The organism is Sphingomonas aurea, assembly GCF_030678875.1.
GTDB classification, from domain to species: domain Bacteria; phylum Pseudomonadota; class Alphaproteobacteria; order Sphingomonadales; family Sphingomonadaceae; genus Sphingomonas; species Sphingomonas aurea.
Map to the genome: position 1 here is coordinate 17,987 of NZ_JAUUDS010000012.1, position 15,110 is coordinate 33,096.

The following is a 15,110-nucleotide window of genomic DNA, read 5'->3' on the forward strand; positions in this document are numbered from 1 at the left end:
AACAACGAAACTTATTGTAAGTTGACTTGGATCAACAACGGGATCACTGACCGCTTCGGGGAGTGTCCGTCGTGATTCGATCAGAACTGGTGCAGCAGATCTCGAGCCAACACCCGGCGCTCAGCGCGCGCGAAGTCGAGTCCATCGTATCGACCTTCTTCGACGAGATCGTCGAGCGACTTGCCAAGGGTGGTCGGGTCGAAATTCGCGGCTTCGGCGCCTTTTCGACGCGCAGCCGTGATGCACGCACCGGCCGCAATCCTCGCACCGGCCAGGCCGTGGACGTGGACGCCAAGCGCGTTCCCTATTTCAAGCCCGGCAAGGAAATGCGCGCGCGCCTGAACGTGTGATGCGCCGCGTCGGGATGATGCCGATCCGACCCGACTGACCGGACAGCCGTTCGGATACGCCATGCCAGAGCAAGTCGTGTTTCAGGCTGCCGCCATATGGGCACCCGTATTCGGGCAGAGCTCGACGACCAGCCCGCTCCAGGTCTTGGCCACCAGCCGCTCCCCTACCTGCTTCAGCGACACGTAACAGTCGCGCGTCGCTGCCGCGCGGGGCAACGACGCTCGCCAGCGTAGCGAACCGTCATCGTCCAGGCACATGATGTTGTGCAGCTTATCTTCCTTGGCGGTCGCCCAGAAGGTGAGGATGACCCGTGCCTTGTCGGTCAGCCTGATCGTTCGATAGGGCCTGTCCGCCTTCACCGTCATGACCCCACAATCCTCGCCTGTCCGGCCGGTCGTGCGCCGCCGGCGTCCGGCGGTCGTCGAGCGACTCCGCAAGGTCAAACGGCCGAAGTCGTCGGTGGTTTCCGAAAAATCCTGAAAAGACCGACCCATATCGGGACGGCCTTCTCACCACCCGGAAATCGGCCGGTTCAGCGTGCCAGCCGGCCGTCTTCGATTGCCCGCAGATCGAAAGGAAACAGGATTTCGGGATCGGGACGCTTGACGGTGTCGGCGATCTCCGGCGGCGCGACAGCGTGCAGGATATGGCGCATGATCGCCTTGCGCGCCGCCTTCTTGTGATCCGCACGCACGCAGTACCAGGGAGCGAGCGGCGTGTCGGTGCGGGTCAGCATCGTGTCGCGCGCAGCGGAATATTCCTCCCACTTGGTCTGCGCCACCGCATCCATGTCCGACACCTTGAGCGCCTTCAGGGGATCGGTGCGCCGCTGGTCGAGCCGTTCCTTCTGCTCGTCCTTCGATATGTCGAGCCATAGCTTGACCAGCCTGATACCGCTTTCGACCAGCATCCGTTCGAAATCGGGCGCGTCGCGCAGGAACTCGGCCTGCTCCGCCGCGGTGGAAAAGCCCATCACCACCTCTACCCCGGCCCGGTTATACCAGGACCGGTTGAAGATCACGAGTTCGCCCGCGGACGGCAGGTGCTGGACATAGCGCTGGAAATACCACTGCGTCCGCTCCCGATCGGACGGCTTGGGCAGGGCGACGACGCGGGTGGCGCGCACCGAAAGATGCTCGGTGATGCGCTTGATCGAGCCGTCCTTGCCGGCACCGTCACGCCCCTCCAGCACCAGCACGATCCGCTCGCCCGAGACGGCGGCGGCGGCCTGCATCCGCACCAGCGCCAGCTGCAGCGTTTCCAGATCCTCGTCCTTGTGGCTCATCCGCCGGCTCTCCGATGTTACGCCTGCGCAACGCATGGCAGGCGAAGAGGTCCCCCGCGATTGTCGCGGATCGGTAACGTGAACGACTTGTCATCGTCCCCGATCTGCAACGCTCGCGTCGCACGCCGGCCACATAGCGCCCGCGTCGGCGCCCTCAACCTGCGCCTCCGGGGGAAATTCTCATGAGCATCAACGACATGACCGTCGCCTATGACGATGGCGACATCGATACGAACACCAGCACCGCGCCCAGCCTGAACCAGCTGGTCGAAATCCGCTACTCGCGCCGTCAGACGCTGATGGGCGGCCTGTCGGCGATGACCACCGCGGTGTTCGGCAGCGCGCTGCTCGCCGGTTGCGGCGACGATGCGAGCGAGACGGCGGATCTGACCGTCACCGCCACCGCGTCCGGCGCCTCGGCCGCCGGGCGGCCCGTTACCCTGACCGGCACCGTCACCGGCACGCCCGAGAGCGTCAGCTGGTCGCAGGTGTCCGGCCCGACGGTTACGCTCGCCAATGCCAGCGGCAATGTCGCGACCTTCATCGCGCCGGCGGTCGCTACGGGAACCGAGCTGACCTTCCGCTTCACCGCGCTGAAGAACGGCCTCCCCGCCTCGGCCACGGCCTCGGTCACGGTCGGCGCGCCCGCCCTCGGCTTCACCGCCGTCGCCAAGAGCCTGGCCGACACCGTCGCGGTGCCGAGCGGCTATAGCGTGACGATCCTCTACCGGCTGGGCGACCCGATCAACGCCGCGACTGCCGCCTATGGCAATACCGGCAGCGACACCAACTTCGCGCAGCGCGCCGGCGATCATCACGACGGCATGAGCTATTTCGGCCTGTCCTCCGCCGGCACGCCCGACGCGAACAGCAGCACGCGCGGGCTGCTGGCGCTGAACCATGAGAATATCACCGTCGGCTATCTCCACCCGAACGGCCCGACCAACTTCACCGCCGCCGGCCCCCGCCCGGAGGCAGAGGCGCTGAAGGAGATCGAGGCGCACGGCGTGTCGGTGATCGAGGTGACGCGCGCCACGGCCGGTGCCTGGAGCTATGTCCAGTCGTCGAGCTTCAACCGCCGCATCACCCCCAATACGGCGATGCAGTTCAGCGGCCCAGTGCGCGGCGACGCGAACCTGCGCACCCGCTACTCGCCCGACGGCACCACCGGCCGCGGCACGATCAACAACTGCGCCAACGGCACCATGCCGTGGCACACCTATCTGACCAACGAGGAGAATTGGGCCGGATATTTCCGCCGCCTGTCGGGCGACGCAGCCGTCCGTACCGCCGCCGGCCGCGCGCGCCAGAATAGCTCGCTGGCGCGCTACGGCATCTCGGAAGGACGCCAGGGCAATTACTTCTGGTCGACAGTTGTGGCGTCCGATCCGACCAGCACGATCTTCTCGCGCTGGAACGCCACCGCCAGCACCGCCCTGGCTGCGGACGGCACCGCCGATTTCCGCAACGAGCCGTTCCAGTTCGGCTGGGTGGTCGAGATCGATCCGTTCAACCCTGCCTCCACCCCGCGCAAGCGCACCGCGCTCGGCCGGATGAACCACGAGGGCTGCCAGATCGGCCGCACCGTGGCCGGGGTGAAGCCCGCCTTCTACATGGGCGACGACGCGCAGAACGAATATATCTACAAGTTCGTCTCCAACACCGCCTGGAGCGCGGCGGACGCGGATGCCACCGACCGGCTGGCGATCGGCGACAAGTATCTGGACACCGGCATCCTCTACGTTGCCCGCTTCGCCGCGGACGGCAGCGGCCAGTGGCTGCCGCTGGTATTCGGCCAGGGTCCGCTGACCGCCGCCAACGGCTTCACCAGCCAGGCCGACGTGCTCATCAACGCGCGCCTTGCGGGCGACGCGCTGGCGGCGACGCCGATGGACCGGCCGGAATGGACCGCGGTCAATCCCGCGACCGGCGAGATGTACTGCACGCTGACCAACAACTCCTCGCGCACCCCAACGGGCACGCGCGCGGTCGATGCCGCCAACCCGCGCGCCTATACCGATCCCAAGACCGACGGCCGCAGCGCCGGCACCGGCAACGTCAACGGCCATGTCATCCGCCTGCGCGAGGCGGGCGACACCAGCGAGGCGACCAGCTTCACCTGGGACATCTATGCCTTTGGCGCGGGATCCGACCTCGACCCCGCCACGATCAACCTGTCGGGGCTGGACGCGACCAACGACCTCTCCTCGCCCGATGGGCTGTGGTTCGGCCTGCCGAGCAACGCGTCGGGCCAGGTCACGCCGGTGATGTGGATCCAGACCGACGACGGCGCCTATACCGACGTCACCAACTGCATGATGCTGGCGGCAATTCCGGGCATCGTCGGCGACGGCGGCACGCGCAGCGTGACCAGCACGCTGAACGGTGCGACCAACACGGTCACGACGCGAATCGGCAAGGCGCCGGGCGCGACGCTGCGCCGCTTCCTGGTCGGCCCGAAGCAGTGCGAGATCACCGGCATCCACTCGACCCCGGACGGTCGCTCGGTCTTCGTCAACATCCAGCATCCGGGCGAGGACGCGACCAACCCGGCCGCGCCGACCAGCAACTGGCCGGCGAACCAGGGCGGCGCCACCACGGCGGCGACCACCCGCCCGCGCTCGGCGACGATCGTCATCACCCGCGACGATGGCGGCGTGGTGGGGCTCTGAAGCATGCCCGTCGCCGTGCCGGCGCGACCCGGCACGGCGACGAAGGGCATTCCTTACCGCGCGGCTTTCCCCTAGCACCCCGCGCATGGCGACCACCCACACTTGCGACCTCGCCATTGTCGGCGCGGGACTGGCCGGCGGGCTGATCGCGCTGGCGGTACAGGCGCGGCATCCCGCGCTCGACGTGCGGCTGATCGACTCGGCCCCCGTGATCGGCGGCGACCATCGCTGGTCATTCTTCGCCGACGACATCGCGCCGGCCGACCGCTGGATCGTCGCCCCGCTCGTCACGCAGAGCTGGGCGGCGCACGACGTGGCCTTTCCGGACCTCGCCCGCCGGATCGCGGCGCCCTATTTCTCGATCGCGAGCGAACGGCTCGACGCGGTGGTGCGCGCCGCGCTGCCGGAAGGCGCGCTGATGCTCGGCCGCGCGGTCGGCGATGTCACTCCGAACCATGTCGCCTTCGCGGACGGCACCGGCCTTGCGGCGGGGGGCGTGATCGACGCGCGCGGCCCCGGCGACCTGGCGACGCTCGACCTAGGCTGGCAGAAGTTCGTCGGTCGCGAGTTGCGGCTGGCGGCACCGCACGACGCGCCCGATCCGCGGATCATGGACGCCACCGTGGCACAGATCGACGGCTATCGCTTCGTCTACTGCCTGCCGCTCGGCCCGCGTCGGATGTTCGTCGAGGACACCTATTACAGCGACACGCCCGAGCTGGACCGTCCGGCGCTGGCCGACCGTATCCACGATTATGCCGCCACGCGCGGGTGGCAGGTGGAACAGGCCGCCGGTGAGGAGCACGGCGTGCTGCCGGTGGTGCTGGGCGGCGATTTCGCCCGCTACTGGCGCTCGACCGGCACGGTCGCCAAGGCGGGGATGCGCGCCGGGCTGTTCCACCCGACCACCGGCTACTCGCTGCCCGATGCGGTCCGCACCGCCGCGATGATCGCCGGCGGCCGCGACTTCGACGGCGTGGGGCTGCATGCCCGCACCCACGATCTGGCGGCAGGGACTTGGCGCAGGCGGGGTTTCTATCGCATGTTGGATACCATGTTATTCCGCGCCGCCTCTCCCACGGAACGCTACCGCGTTCTGGAACGCTTCTACCGCCTGTCCCCCGGCCTGATCGGCCGCTTCTATGCAGGTGAATCGACGATGCGTGACAAGGCCCGCGTGCTGCTCGGCAAGCCGCCCGTGCCGATCGGCCGTGCCGTGCGCGCATTGCGCGGGGGTACGGCATGAAGCGCGCGGTCGTCATCGGCGCCGGTTTCGGCGGCCTTGCCCTCGCCATCCGCCTGCAGTCGGCCGGGGTCGACACCACGATCGTCGAGGGCCGCGACCGGCCCGGCGGCCGTGCCTATTACTGGGAGCGGCCGACCGAAAGCGGCACCTTCACCTTCGACGCCGGCCCCACCGTCATCACCGATCCGGCCTGTCTGGAGGAATTGTGGGCGCTGACCGGCCGGCACATGGCCGACGACGTGGTGCTCGATCCGGTCAGCCCCTTCTACCGCCTCAACTGGCAGGACGGCACCAATTTCGACTACACCAACGACGACGCGCTGCTCCGCACCGAGATCGAAAAGCTGCACCCCGGCGACTGGGAGGGGTATCAGCGCTTCCTGACCTATGCCGCGGGCGTCTATACCGAGGGGTATGAGAAGCTCGGCCATGTCGCCTTCCTCGACTTCGCGTCGATGGTGAAGGCGGCGCCGGCGCTCGCCAAATACCAGGCATGGCGCTCGGTCTATTCGATCGTATCGAGCTTCGTGCAGTCGGAAAAACTGCGCGAGGCGCTCAGCTTCCACACCCTGCTGGTCGGCGGCAATCCGATGACGACCAGCGCGATCTACGCGCTGATCCACAAGCTGGAGCGCGACGGCGGCGTCTGGTTCGCGCGCGGCGGCACCAACCGGCTGGTCTCGGCGATGGTGACCCAGTTCGAGCGGCTGGGCGGCCGCCTGCGCCTGGGCGATCCGGTCGCGCAGATTGAGACGCTGGGTGACCGCGCCACCGGCGTCGTCACCGCCAGCGGCTGGCGGGCCGAGGCGGACGCGGTGGCGGCGAATGCCGACATCATGCACACCTATCGCGACCTGCTGTCCACCTCGCGGTCGGCGCAGCGGACGAAGGCGCGGCTGGAGCGCAAGAGATACTCGCCCTCGCTGTTCGTCGTCCATTTCGGGATCAAGGGCGCGTGGCCGGGCATCCCGCACCACATGATCCTGTTCGGTCCGCGCTATAAGGGGCTGCTGGAGGACATCTACGACCACGGCGTGCTGTCGGAGGATTTCTCGCTCTACCTGCATCACCCGACCGTGACCGACCCGTCGCTGGCGCCGGAGGGCCATTCGACCTTCTACGCGCTGGCGCCCGTGCCGCACCTCGGCAAGTTCCCGGTCGACTGGGCAGAGATCGCGCCGATCCTGGAACGTCGCATCCTCGACGAGGTCGGCCGCCGCCTGATCCCCGACATCCACGAGCGGATCGTGACCAAGTTCAGCTATGCGCCCGCGGACTTCGCCACCGACCTGAACGCCCATCTCGGCAGTGCCTTCTCGCTGGAGCCGGTGCTGACCCAGAGCGCCTATTTCCGCGTTCACAACCGCGACGACGCGATCCCCAACCTCTATTTCGTCGGTGCAGGCACGCATCCGGGTGCCGGCATTCCCGGCGTGGTCGGGAGTGCCAAGGCGACCGCGGCGCTGATGCTGGAGGGGCGGTAGACGACGGCCCCTTGGCCCGGAACGTCACATAAGGTCACACCGATGCGCATGCTCGTCGCGGCGCTTACGACGCGGGCGGAGTGACTGGTCATCGCTGTCAAAGAGCCGGTGCCGCGACGATAGCCGAAACCGGTTCCGCTAGGACAGCGACCCATGTCCCCGCGCTTGCCGGGGTCGCCGCCATCCCGTACCGCCGGCGCATGAAGCGTCTCGCCATCTATTGCGGTTCCGCCACGCCGGCCGATCCCCTCTATATCGACAACGCCCGGATGGTCGGCCGCACCCTTGCCCAGCGGGGCATCGGGGTCGTCTATGGCGGCGGGCGGCTGGGCCTGATGGGGGCGATCGCCGACAGTGCGCTGGCGGCGGGCGGCGAGGTGATCGGGGTGATCCCGCAGGCGCTCGTCGATGCCGAGGTCGCGCATCGCGGCCTGACCGAGCTGCACGTCGTGCCCGGCATGCACCAGCGCAAGCAGGCGTTCACCGACCTGGCCGACGGCTTCGTCACCCTGCCCGGCGGCACCGGCACGATGGACGAACTGTGGGAGGCGCTCAGCTGGGCACAGCTGGGCTATCACGCCGATCCGGTAGGGCTGCTGAATCTCGCCGGCTATTATGACGAGCTGGTCGCGTTCTGGGCGAAGATGGGGCAGGTCGGCTTCCTCCGCCCGCAGCACCGCGACCTGCTAATCGTGGCGGACACGCTCGACACGCTGCTGGACCGGATGGCCGCGCACCGGCCGACCCAGCCGATCGTGCGGATGTCCGCGTCGGACCTTTGACCGGACCAGTCCCCTCGCGCGCCGAGATCGTCGACGCCGCGCGCCAGTCGATCGCGATCGGCTCGAAGAGCTTCGCCGCGGCCAGCCGGCTGTTCGATCCCGAGACGCGCGAGCGGGCATGGCTCCTCTATGCCTGGTGCCGGCGCTGCGACGATATCGCCGACGGGCAGGATCACGGCCATGGCATGACCGTGCTCCCGGGCGCGCAGGCGCGACTGGCCGAGCTGACCGCCAGGACCGAGGCGGCCCTGGCCGGCGAGCTCGTCGGCGACCCGCCCTTCGACGCGCTGCGCATCGTCGTCGGCGAGACGGCAATGCCGCATGCCTGGCCGCGCGACCTGATCGCCGGCTTCGCGCTCGACGCGGCGGAGTGGCGGCCGCAGACCGAGAACGACCTGTATCGCTACTGCTACCATGTCGCGGGCGTCGTCGGCTGCATGATGGCGGTGGTGATGGGCGTGTCGCCCGACGACGACGCGACGCTCGACCGGGCATGCGACCTGGGGATGGCGTTCCAGCTGGCCAATATCGCGCGCGACCTGGCCGAGGATGACGCAGCCGGGCGCTGCTACCTGCCCGCCGAGTGGCTGGCGGAGGTCGGCCTCCCGGCGGGCGAGCAGCTCGACCTCGCCCGGCGCCCGCAGCTGGCGCTGCTCGCCCGGCGACTGGCCGAGCGCGCGGCTGCGTTCGAGGCGAGCGCGCGGCTCGGCACCCCGGCCCTGCCCTTCCGCGCCGCTTGGGCGGTGCTGGCGGCGGCGGCGATCTATGGCGCGATCGGCCGCGAGGTTGCGTCCCTCGGCGAACGGGCGTGGGACATGCGGGTCAGCACCGGCAAGGCGCAGAAGCTGCGCTTCATGGCGCGCGCCGCGCGGCAGGCGGCGATGCGTGCGCGGCTCTATTCGCCGGCACCGCGCGATACGCGGTTGTGGACGCGGCCTCGATAAAGGCGAGAGCGATCGACTTTGCAGGCGCGCCGCCCGGGGAACCGCCCCGCCCCAACCCCTCTCCTGAAGGGCAGGGGCCTTGTCACGTGCAGTCCTGATCGCATTTGCCTCTAGAGTGTGATCCACTCGGATCGAGCCAGCCACTTTGTCTCCCCGGCGGAGGCCGGCGCCCAGTTGGGAAGGCCGTCGTGACAACGTGCAACGTGCTTCATCACCATCCTCCCAACTAGACCCCGGCCTTCGCCGGGGAGGTGCTTCAGTTTCGGTGGATCACGCTCCAGCAGACATCGTCATGCCGGGACGAGCCCGGCATAACAGGAGATTCCGAGTATCCTCGCCCCGCCTCCGATCAGCCCCCGGTATCGACGCCCCCCGACGACTCCGCCTTCACCGCGCCCGCGACCAGTCCGTCGAGCGTGCCGCCGTCGAAGCCCAGCTCCTTCATCAGCCCGTCGATCACCGGCGCCTGCGCACGGTAGCGGAGCGCCGCAGCCACCGCGGAGTTGGCGAGGTTGCCGTCGCCGCCCGCCGCCGCCACGCCGTTCGCGCCCGAACCGCCGACCCCCAGTCCGTCGACCTGGACGATGCGGATGCTGTCGATCGCCTCCAGCGGGCGCGCCGCCTCGCGCACCAAGTCTGGCAGCACCTTCAGGAGCGCCATCTTGGTCTGGAGCGACACCTGATCCGACGACAGCAGGTTCGCCGCCTCGTTCACCGCGCGCTGGCCTGCCGCCTCCACCTCGAAACGGACGCGGGCGGCGTCAGCGCGCAGCTTCTCCGCCTCCGCCTCGCCCTCCGCGGCGGCGCGCAGCGCGGCGGCGCGGTCGGTGGCGGCCTGCGCTTCGGCCTCGGCCTGGACCTTCACGCCGATGGCGGCGCGCTCCGCCTCGCGCGCGGCGTCGATCAGCTCGATCCGCTTGGAGCGTTCGGCAACCTCGGTCTCGCGCGCGGTGACGACCTTCTCCTCGGCCGACACCGCCTCGGCACGGGCCTGATCGGCCTCCGCCTTGGCCTGGCTCTCCTGCCGGCTCTTGTTCTGCACGGCGATCTGCTGCTCCTGCCGGGCGATCTCGATCGCCTGCGCCTGGGCGATGCGCGCCTGCTGGATCGCGCGATCCGCCTCGATCTGCGCGGAGTCGGTCTGCTGCTTGGCGAGGATGCGCGCCTGATCGGCCTCACGCTGGCGTTCGGTCTGCTGACGCGCGACCTCGGACGCCTGTTCGGCGCGGCGCACCTCCAGTTCACGCTCCTGCTCCAGTCGGGCGAACTCGGCGTCGCGGGCGATGGTGAAGCTGGTGCGCGACGCCTCGAGATTCTTCGCCTCGATCTGCACGCGCGTGTCCTGCTCGATGTCGTTGCGCGCCTTCTTGCGCAGCTCGATCTGCTCCGTCAGCTTGGTCAGGCCCTCGGCGTCGAAGGCGTTGTTGGCGTTGAAATGCTCGATAGAGGTCTGGTCGAGCCCGGTCAGCGACACGCTCTCCAGCTCCAGCCCGTTCATCGCCAGGTCGGCGGACGAGACCTGCTGCACCTTCTGGACGAAGTCGCTGCGCTGTTCGTGCAGCTGGTTCATCGTCATCCCCGCCGCGACCGAGCGCAGCGCGTCGACGAACTTGCCCTCGACCAGCTCCTTCAGCGCCTCCGGATGCATGGTCCGCTGACCCAGCGTCTGCGCCGCGACCGCCAGCGCCTCGCGGTCGGGGCGGACGCGGACGTAGAACTCGGCCCGCACGTCGATGCGCAGCCGATCGAGGGTGATGAGCGCGTCGCCGTTGCGCCGCTCCACCGCCAGCCGCACGGTGTTCATGTTGACCGGCATCGTCTCGTGCAGCACCGGCAGCACCAGCGCGCCGCCGTTCATCACGACCTTTTCCCCGCCGAAGCCGGTACGGACGAAGGCGATCTCCTTCGACGCGCGCTTGTAGAGGCGCGCCATGACGATGCCGATGATGAGCAGCGCGAGGAGCGGCACGCCGGCATAGATCAGCACGCTGGTCAGGCCCGAGGAGGTGGTGGCGACAGGGTTCATCAATCGATCCAGTTGCTGAGGCGGGGGGAGTCGTGGAGGATGGCGCGGAACCGCTCACCCTCGCGCCGGACGAGGCGGACGGTGTCGCCCTCCTCGAACACGGCGGCGGGATCGTTCGGCTCGACCAGGACGTGATGCGCCTGCCCGTGCGGGTCGAGGACGCGGGTGCGGGCGGGCGAGCCGTCGCGGGCGCGGCCGACGGTGATGGTGCCGGCGCGGCCGATCAGCTCGTCCAGATCGACCGCGCTGGTCTGGTCGTGCGGCATGATCCGGGCGAGCCCGCGGCCGAGCACCGCCGTCACCGGCAGCGCCAGCACCGCCGCGCCGGGCACCGCGGCGAGCGATGGCAGCATCCGGCCGAGCAACGCCTCGGCGATCTGCTGCCCGGCCAGCCCGATGATGCCGAAGGCGGTCAGGAAGGCGATCAGCGTGACGAGGAGCGGCACCCGGCCGACACCCAGCCAGCCGAGCAGTCCGTCATGGTCGAAATGGACGTCCAGATGCAGGTCGAGCCCGCTCACCCCCAGCCCGATCGCCTCGATCACGCCAATCGCCAGCATCAGGGTGAGCGCGGCCGAGAAGACGATCGTCTCCGGCGCGGTCAACCATTCCAGCATCGCAGATACCCCCGGCCGCCGATGCTAGCGGTCGGACGGACCGGGTCAATGCGGAACGACCGCAGACGTCAGCCGCGTGGTTTGACCTTTGACGCATCGGCCATCTGCACGCCTGCACGGCGGCAGTCGGCGCCGATCACCGGATAGGGGACATCGGTGTTGCGGGCGATCTGCTCTGGGAGGGCAGCGCGGCACGCTGCCATGGTCGAGTAGCGGACCGGAATCACCCGCGCGTCGGTGCATTGCTCGCTGCCGTCACCGCATCCCAGGATGGCCATCACGAAGAACATCGGGCCCATGGCTGATTTCCCTTCGCATCCAGAACCATCGGCCGCGACGAACGGTTCCGGGCGCGCGCCCGGCGCGGCTTGACGGCGCCGTCCCGTAATGGACCATTGCGCCGCGCGGGTCGCGCGCCGACATGAGGGCGCAGATGCCGCCCAACGCCACCCCCCTCGCCCTTCCCGCCTCTCCGCCCGAGCGACCGCTGCTGCCGACGCTGCGGCGGTTCCTGCCCTATCTGTGGCCGGCCGGGGAGCCGATGCTGCGCGCGCGGATCGCGGGCGCGATGCTGCTGGTGGTCTGCTCGAAGCTGATCCAGGTGTTCGGCGCGGCCTATACGCTGAAATATGCGGTCGACCGGATGGCGGTGGGCGACCGGTCGGCGGTCACGCTCGTCGTCCTGCTGGTCGTGGCCTATGCCGCCTCGCGCTTCGGGACGACGCTGTTCGACAATCTGCGCAACGCGGTGTTCGAGCGGGTCGGGCAGGATGCGACGCGGCGATTGGCCGCCGACGTGTTCCGCCACCTGCACGGCCTGTCACTGCGCTTCCACCTGGAGCGCCGCACCGGCGCGGTCACCAAGGTGGTCGAGCGCGGCACCAAGAGCATCGACACGATGCTCTATTTCCTCCTCTTCAACATCGCGCCGACCGTGCTGGAACTGGGGCTGGTGCTGGGCATCTTCTGGCACGGCTTCGGCCCTTGGCTGGTGGCGGCGACAGTGGCGATGGTCGCGGTGTATATCTGGTTCACCCGCATCGTCACCGACTGGCGCAATGCGCTGCGGACGCGGATGAACGACCTCGATACCGGCGCGGTGGCGCACGCGGTCGACTCGCTCCTGAACTTCGAGACGGTGAAGTATTTCGGCGCCGAGGCGCGCGAGGCGCGCCGCTACGAGGCCGCCGTCGACGCCTATGCCCGCGCCGCCACCAAGTCGGAGAATTCGCTGGCCTGGCTGAACGTCGGCCAGGCGGCGATCACCAACATGATGCTGGGCGGCGGCATGGCCTTCGTCGCCTGGGGGTGGAGCCGCGGCAGCTTCTCGGCGGGCGACGTGGTGTTCGTGTCGACGCTGCTGGCGCAGCTGTTCCGCCCGCTCGACCTGCTCGGCATGGTCTATCGCACGATCCGGCAGGGCGCGATCGACATGGCGAGCATGTTCGACCTTATCGACACCCGCGCCGAGGTGGTCGACACGCCCGGCGCCCCGCCGCTGGCGATCACGCGCGGCGCCGTCCGGTTCGAGGGCGTCCGCTTCGGCTACGACCCCGACCGTGCCATCCTGAAGGGGCTGGACCTCGACATCCCGGCGGGCAGCACCGTGGCGGTGGTCGGCGCGTCGGGCGCGGGAAAGTCGACGCTCGCGCGGCTGCTCTACCGCTTCTACGACGTCGATGCCGGGCGCATCACGATCGACGGACAGGACATCCGCGCGGTCACGCAAGGGTCGCTGCGCGCCGCGATCGGCATCGTGCCGCAGGACACGGTGCTGTTCAACGACACGATCGGCTACAACATCGCCTATGGTCGAGAGGGTGCGGGCGATACCGACGTCCGTCGCGCCGCGGAGAGCGCCGCCATCGCCGGCTTCATCGAGCGCCAGCCGGAAGGCTACGCCACCCGCGTCGGCGAGCGTGGCCTGAAGCTGTCCGGCGGCGAGAAGCAGCGTGTGGCGATCGCGCGCACGCTGCTGAAGAACCCGCCGGTTCTGATCCTGGACGAGGCGACCAGCGCGCTCGACAGCCGGACCGAGGCGGACATCCTCGACACGCTTGAGGCGGTCGAGCGCGGGCGGACCACCATCGTCATCGCCCACCGCCTGTCGACGGTGGTCGGCGCCGACCGCATCGTCGTGCTCGACGACGGCCGCGTGGCAGAGAGCGGCACCCATGCCGAACTACTGCGCCGCGGCGGGCTGTATGCGGCGATGTGGAACCGCCAGGCCGCCGAGCGTGCGCGCGGCGACGAGGCGGTGGCGGCGGAGTAGCCCTATCGCAGCAGGTCGCGATATTCCGGGTGCCGCTCGATATAGGCGCGCACGAAGGAGCATTGCGGCACCACCTTCAGCCCCTGGTCGCGCGCATCGTCGAGGGCGCCGCGCACCAGCCGCGTGCCCACGCCCCGCCCTTCGATCGCCGGCGGCACGACGGTGTGGGTAAAGACGATCGTATCCCCCTCGCGCTGATAGGCGGCAACGGCACGCTCGCCGTCGACGTCGAGGACATATTCCTGTTCGGAGCGATTGTTCGTGATCTGCTGCATCGCTCCACAACGCGGCGACGGCGAACCCGCTCCCGGCGCAAATCGGGTCGAATGCGCGGAACCGGACACTACACACCCCCTTGCGTGTCCGGTTCCGCCGCCGCTCGCGAACCGCGAGGCGGGTTGCAGCGGCGTGGAGCGATCGGGGCATGGCACCGGTGTAGCAGGGCCGGCCGGGTGTAGGACACGCCGGGTGTAGGACACGGGGCCGCACCGAGCGCGCTGGACCCTCTTGACCGGCAACTCTACCATGGTAGAGTTAAGCGATGCAGCGCGTACGGCCACCATCGAAGCAGACGCTCGCCGTGCTGGACGCACTGGCCCGTCGACCGGGCGAGTGGCGCTACGGCCTCGAGCTTGCCAGGCTCACCGGACTGAAGTCCGGGTCGCTCTATCCCATCCTGATCCGCTGCGCCGAGCGCGGGCTGGTCGAGGCGGAGTGGCTGGCACCGACCGAGGTCGGGCGGCCGCCGCGCCATGCCTATCGCATCCTCGCCGCCGGTCTCGCCGCGTTGCGGTCATCGGCCACGACTGGCGGCGCCTCTTCGTTCAAGGAGCAACTGGCATGAGCGGCCTCAACGGATTGGCACGCCTCATCCTGCGCCTCGCCAACTGGATCGCCGGCCGCGATCGAGAGGAATGGGTGCTCGCCATGGTCGCGGAAACCGATGCCGCCGGCGGTCACGGACCGGCCTGGGCGCTCGGCTGTCTGTACGCCGCGGCGAAGGACAGGATGGCGCGCGACCTGTGGTTCGTCGCCGCGCTGTTCGCGCTGCCCGTCTTTGCCATTGTGCTGAGCTTCTCGGTCGGCGCTGCCATCCTCGTGGGTGCACGCACGATCGGGATTTCGGACATGGCGGTAATTCCGCTGATGTTTTCCGGAAGCCTAGTCGCGGGGTTGATGCTGGGCAGGATGCGTCCCGCTTACCCGCCGATCGCTGTCGGAACGGTGGCGTTCGTCGTCCATCAGGCCATCCCCCTCCTCCTGATGTGGGCGGCGTTCGGCCGGTTGATGCCGTTCTGGTCACCCAACATGACCATCTACAACCTGCCGGCCCCGACGGGTCTGCTAGTCAGCTGGCTGATCTGGGTGGCAGCGACTTGGTGGGGTGGAGGGACGCGGCGGGGCGCGATCGCGTAGGACCGATCCTCCCGG

15 protein-coding genes are annotated in these 15,110 nt (G+C 69.1%); 9 read left to right on the plus strand and 6 right to left on the minus strand.

Annotated features, from left to right (window positions below; all coding sequences use genetic code 11):
- Window positions 1-71 precede the first annotated feature (71 nt).
- On the plus strand, window positions 72-350 hold the full coding sequence (gene ihfB, locus Q5H91_RS15660) for an integration host factor subunit beta (RefSeq protein WP_305174393.1): 279 nt from the start codon (window positions 72-74) through the stop codon (window positions 348-350).
- A gap of 81 nt (window positions 351-431) precedes the next feature.
- On the opposite strand, the gene Q5H91_RS15665 is transcribed toward ihfB, so the two are convergent.
- On the minus strand, window positions 432-716 hold the full coding sequence (locus tag Q5H91_RS15665; RefSeq protein WP_305174394.1) for a DUF7957 family protein: 285 nt from the start codon (window positions 714-716) through the stop codon (window positions 432-434).
- A 167-nt stretch (window positions 717-883) separates the two neighbouring features.
- Window positions 884-1,636 carry a polyphosphate kinase 2 gene (ppk2, locus tag Q5H91_RS15670; RefSeq protein WP_305174395.1) on the minus strand — a complete coding sequence of 251 codons (753 nt, stop codon included), beginning with the start codon at window positions 1,634-1,636 and terminating at the stop codon, window positions 884-886.
- A 182-nt stretch (window positions 1,637-1,818) separates the two neighbouring features.
- On the opposite strand from ppk2, the gene Q5H91_RS15675 reads away from it, so the two are divergent.
- The 5 genes from Q5H91_RS15675 to Q5H91_RS15695 all read left to right on the plus strand — a co-directional run bounded on the left by Q5H91_RS15675 (window position 1,819) and on the right by Q5H91_RS15695 (window position 8,764).
- Window positions 1,819-4,308, plus strand: coding sequence for a PhoX family protein (locus tag Q5H91_RS15675; RefSeq protein WP_305174396.1), 2,490 nt, complete (start codon window positions 1,819-1,821; stop codon window positions 4,306-4,308).
- An 85-nt stretch (window positions 4,309-4,393) separates the two neighbouring features.
- Window positions 4,394-5,554: a lycopene beta-cyclase CrtY gene (gene crtY / locus Q5H91_RS15680; protein WP_305174397.1), complete on the plus strand. Its 1,161-nt coding sequence runs from the start codon at window positions 4,394-4,396 to the stop codon at window positions 5,552-5,554.
- Window positions 5,551-7,038, plus strand: a complete 1,488-nt coding sequence (locus Q5H91_RS15685) for a phytoene desaturase (RefSeq protein WP_305174398.1) — start codon at window positions 5,551-5,553, stop codon at window positions 7,036-7,038. The genes crtY and Q5H91_RS15685 overlap by 4 nt, the downstream gene beginning before the upstream one ends.
- Window positions 7,039-7,238: 200 nt before the next feature.
- On the plus strand, window positions 7,239-7,820 hold the full coding sequence (locus Q5H91_RS15690) for an LOG family protein (protein ID WP_305174399.1): 582 nt from the start codon (window positions 7,239-7,241) through the stop codon (window positions 7,818-7,820).
- Window positions 7,817-8,764: a phytoene/squalene synthase family protein gene (locus Q5H91_RS15695; protein WP_305174400.1), complete on the plus strand. Its 948-nt coding sequence runs from the start codon at window positions 7,817-7,819 to the stop codon at window positions 8,762-8,764. Before Q5H91_RS15690 ends, Q5H91_RS15695 begins: the two co-directional genes overlap by 4 nt.
- Window positions 8,765-9,113: 349 nt before the next feature.
- On the opposite strand, the gene Q5H91_RS15700 is transcribed toward Q5H91_RS15695, so the two are convergent.
- From Q5H91_RS15700 to Q5H91_RS15710, 3 genes are all read right to left on the minus strand, one after another.
- Window positions 9,114-10,790, minus strand: coding sequence for a flotillin family protein (locus tag Q5H91_RS15700; protein WP_305174401.1), 1,677 nt, complete (start codon window positions 10,788-10,790; stop codon window positions 9,114-9,116).
- Entirely contained in the window at window positions 10,790-11,407 is a 618-nt protein-coding gene (locus Q5H91_RS15705; protein ID WP_305174402.1) for a YqiJ family protein, read from the minus strand. The genes Q5H91_RS15700 and Q5H91_RS15705 overlap by 1 nt, the downstream gene beginning before the upstream one ends.
- 68 nt (window positions 11,408-11,475) lie before the next feature.
- Entirely contained in the window at window positions 11,476-11,706 is a 231-nt protein-coding gene (locus Q5H91_RS15710; RefSeq protein WP_305174403.1) for a hypothetical protein, read from the minus strand.
- A gap of 134 nt (window positions 11,707-11,840) precedes the next feature.
- On the opposite strand from Q5H91_RS15710, the gene Q5H91_RS15715 reads away from it, so the two are divergent.
- On the plus strand, window positions 11,841-13,679 hold the full coding sequence (locus Q5H91_RS15715; protein WP_305174437.1) for an ABCB family ABC transporter ATP-binding protein/permease: 1,839 nt from the start codon (window positions 11,841-11,843) through the stop codon (window positions 13,677-13,679).
- 2 nt (window positions 13,680-13,681) lie between these two features.
- On the opposite strand, the gene Q5H91_RS15720 is transcribed toward Q5H91_RS15715, so the two are convergent.
- Complete coding sequence (locus Q5H91_RS15720) at window positions 13,682-13,954, minus strand: GNAT family N-acetyltransferase (protein WP_305174404.1); 273 nt, start codon at window positions 13,952-13,954, stop codon at window positions 13,682-13,684.
- Between the two features lie 266 nt (window positions 13,955-14,220).
- Between Q5H91_RS15720 and Q5H91_RS15725 the strand changes: the two genes are divergently transcribed.
- A complete protein-coding gene (locus Q5H91_RS15725; protein ID WP_305174405.1) occupies window positions 14,221-14,523 on the plus strand; it encodes a PadR family transcriptional regulator in 303 nt (100 codons plus the stop codon).
- A complete protein-coding gene (locus Q5H91_RS15730) occupies window positions 14,520-15,095 on the plus strand; it encodes a hypothetical protein (protein WP_305174406.1) in 576 nt (191 codons plus the stop codon). The genes Q5H91_RS15725 and Q5H91_RS15730 overlap by 4 nt, the downstream gene beginning before the upstream one ends.
- The last annotated feature ends 15 nt before the right edge of the window (window positions 15,096-15,110 follow it).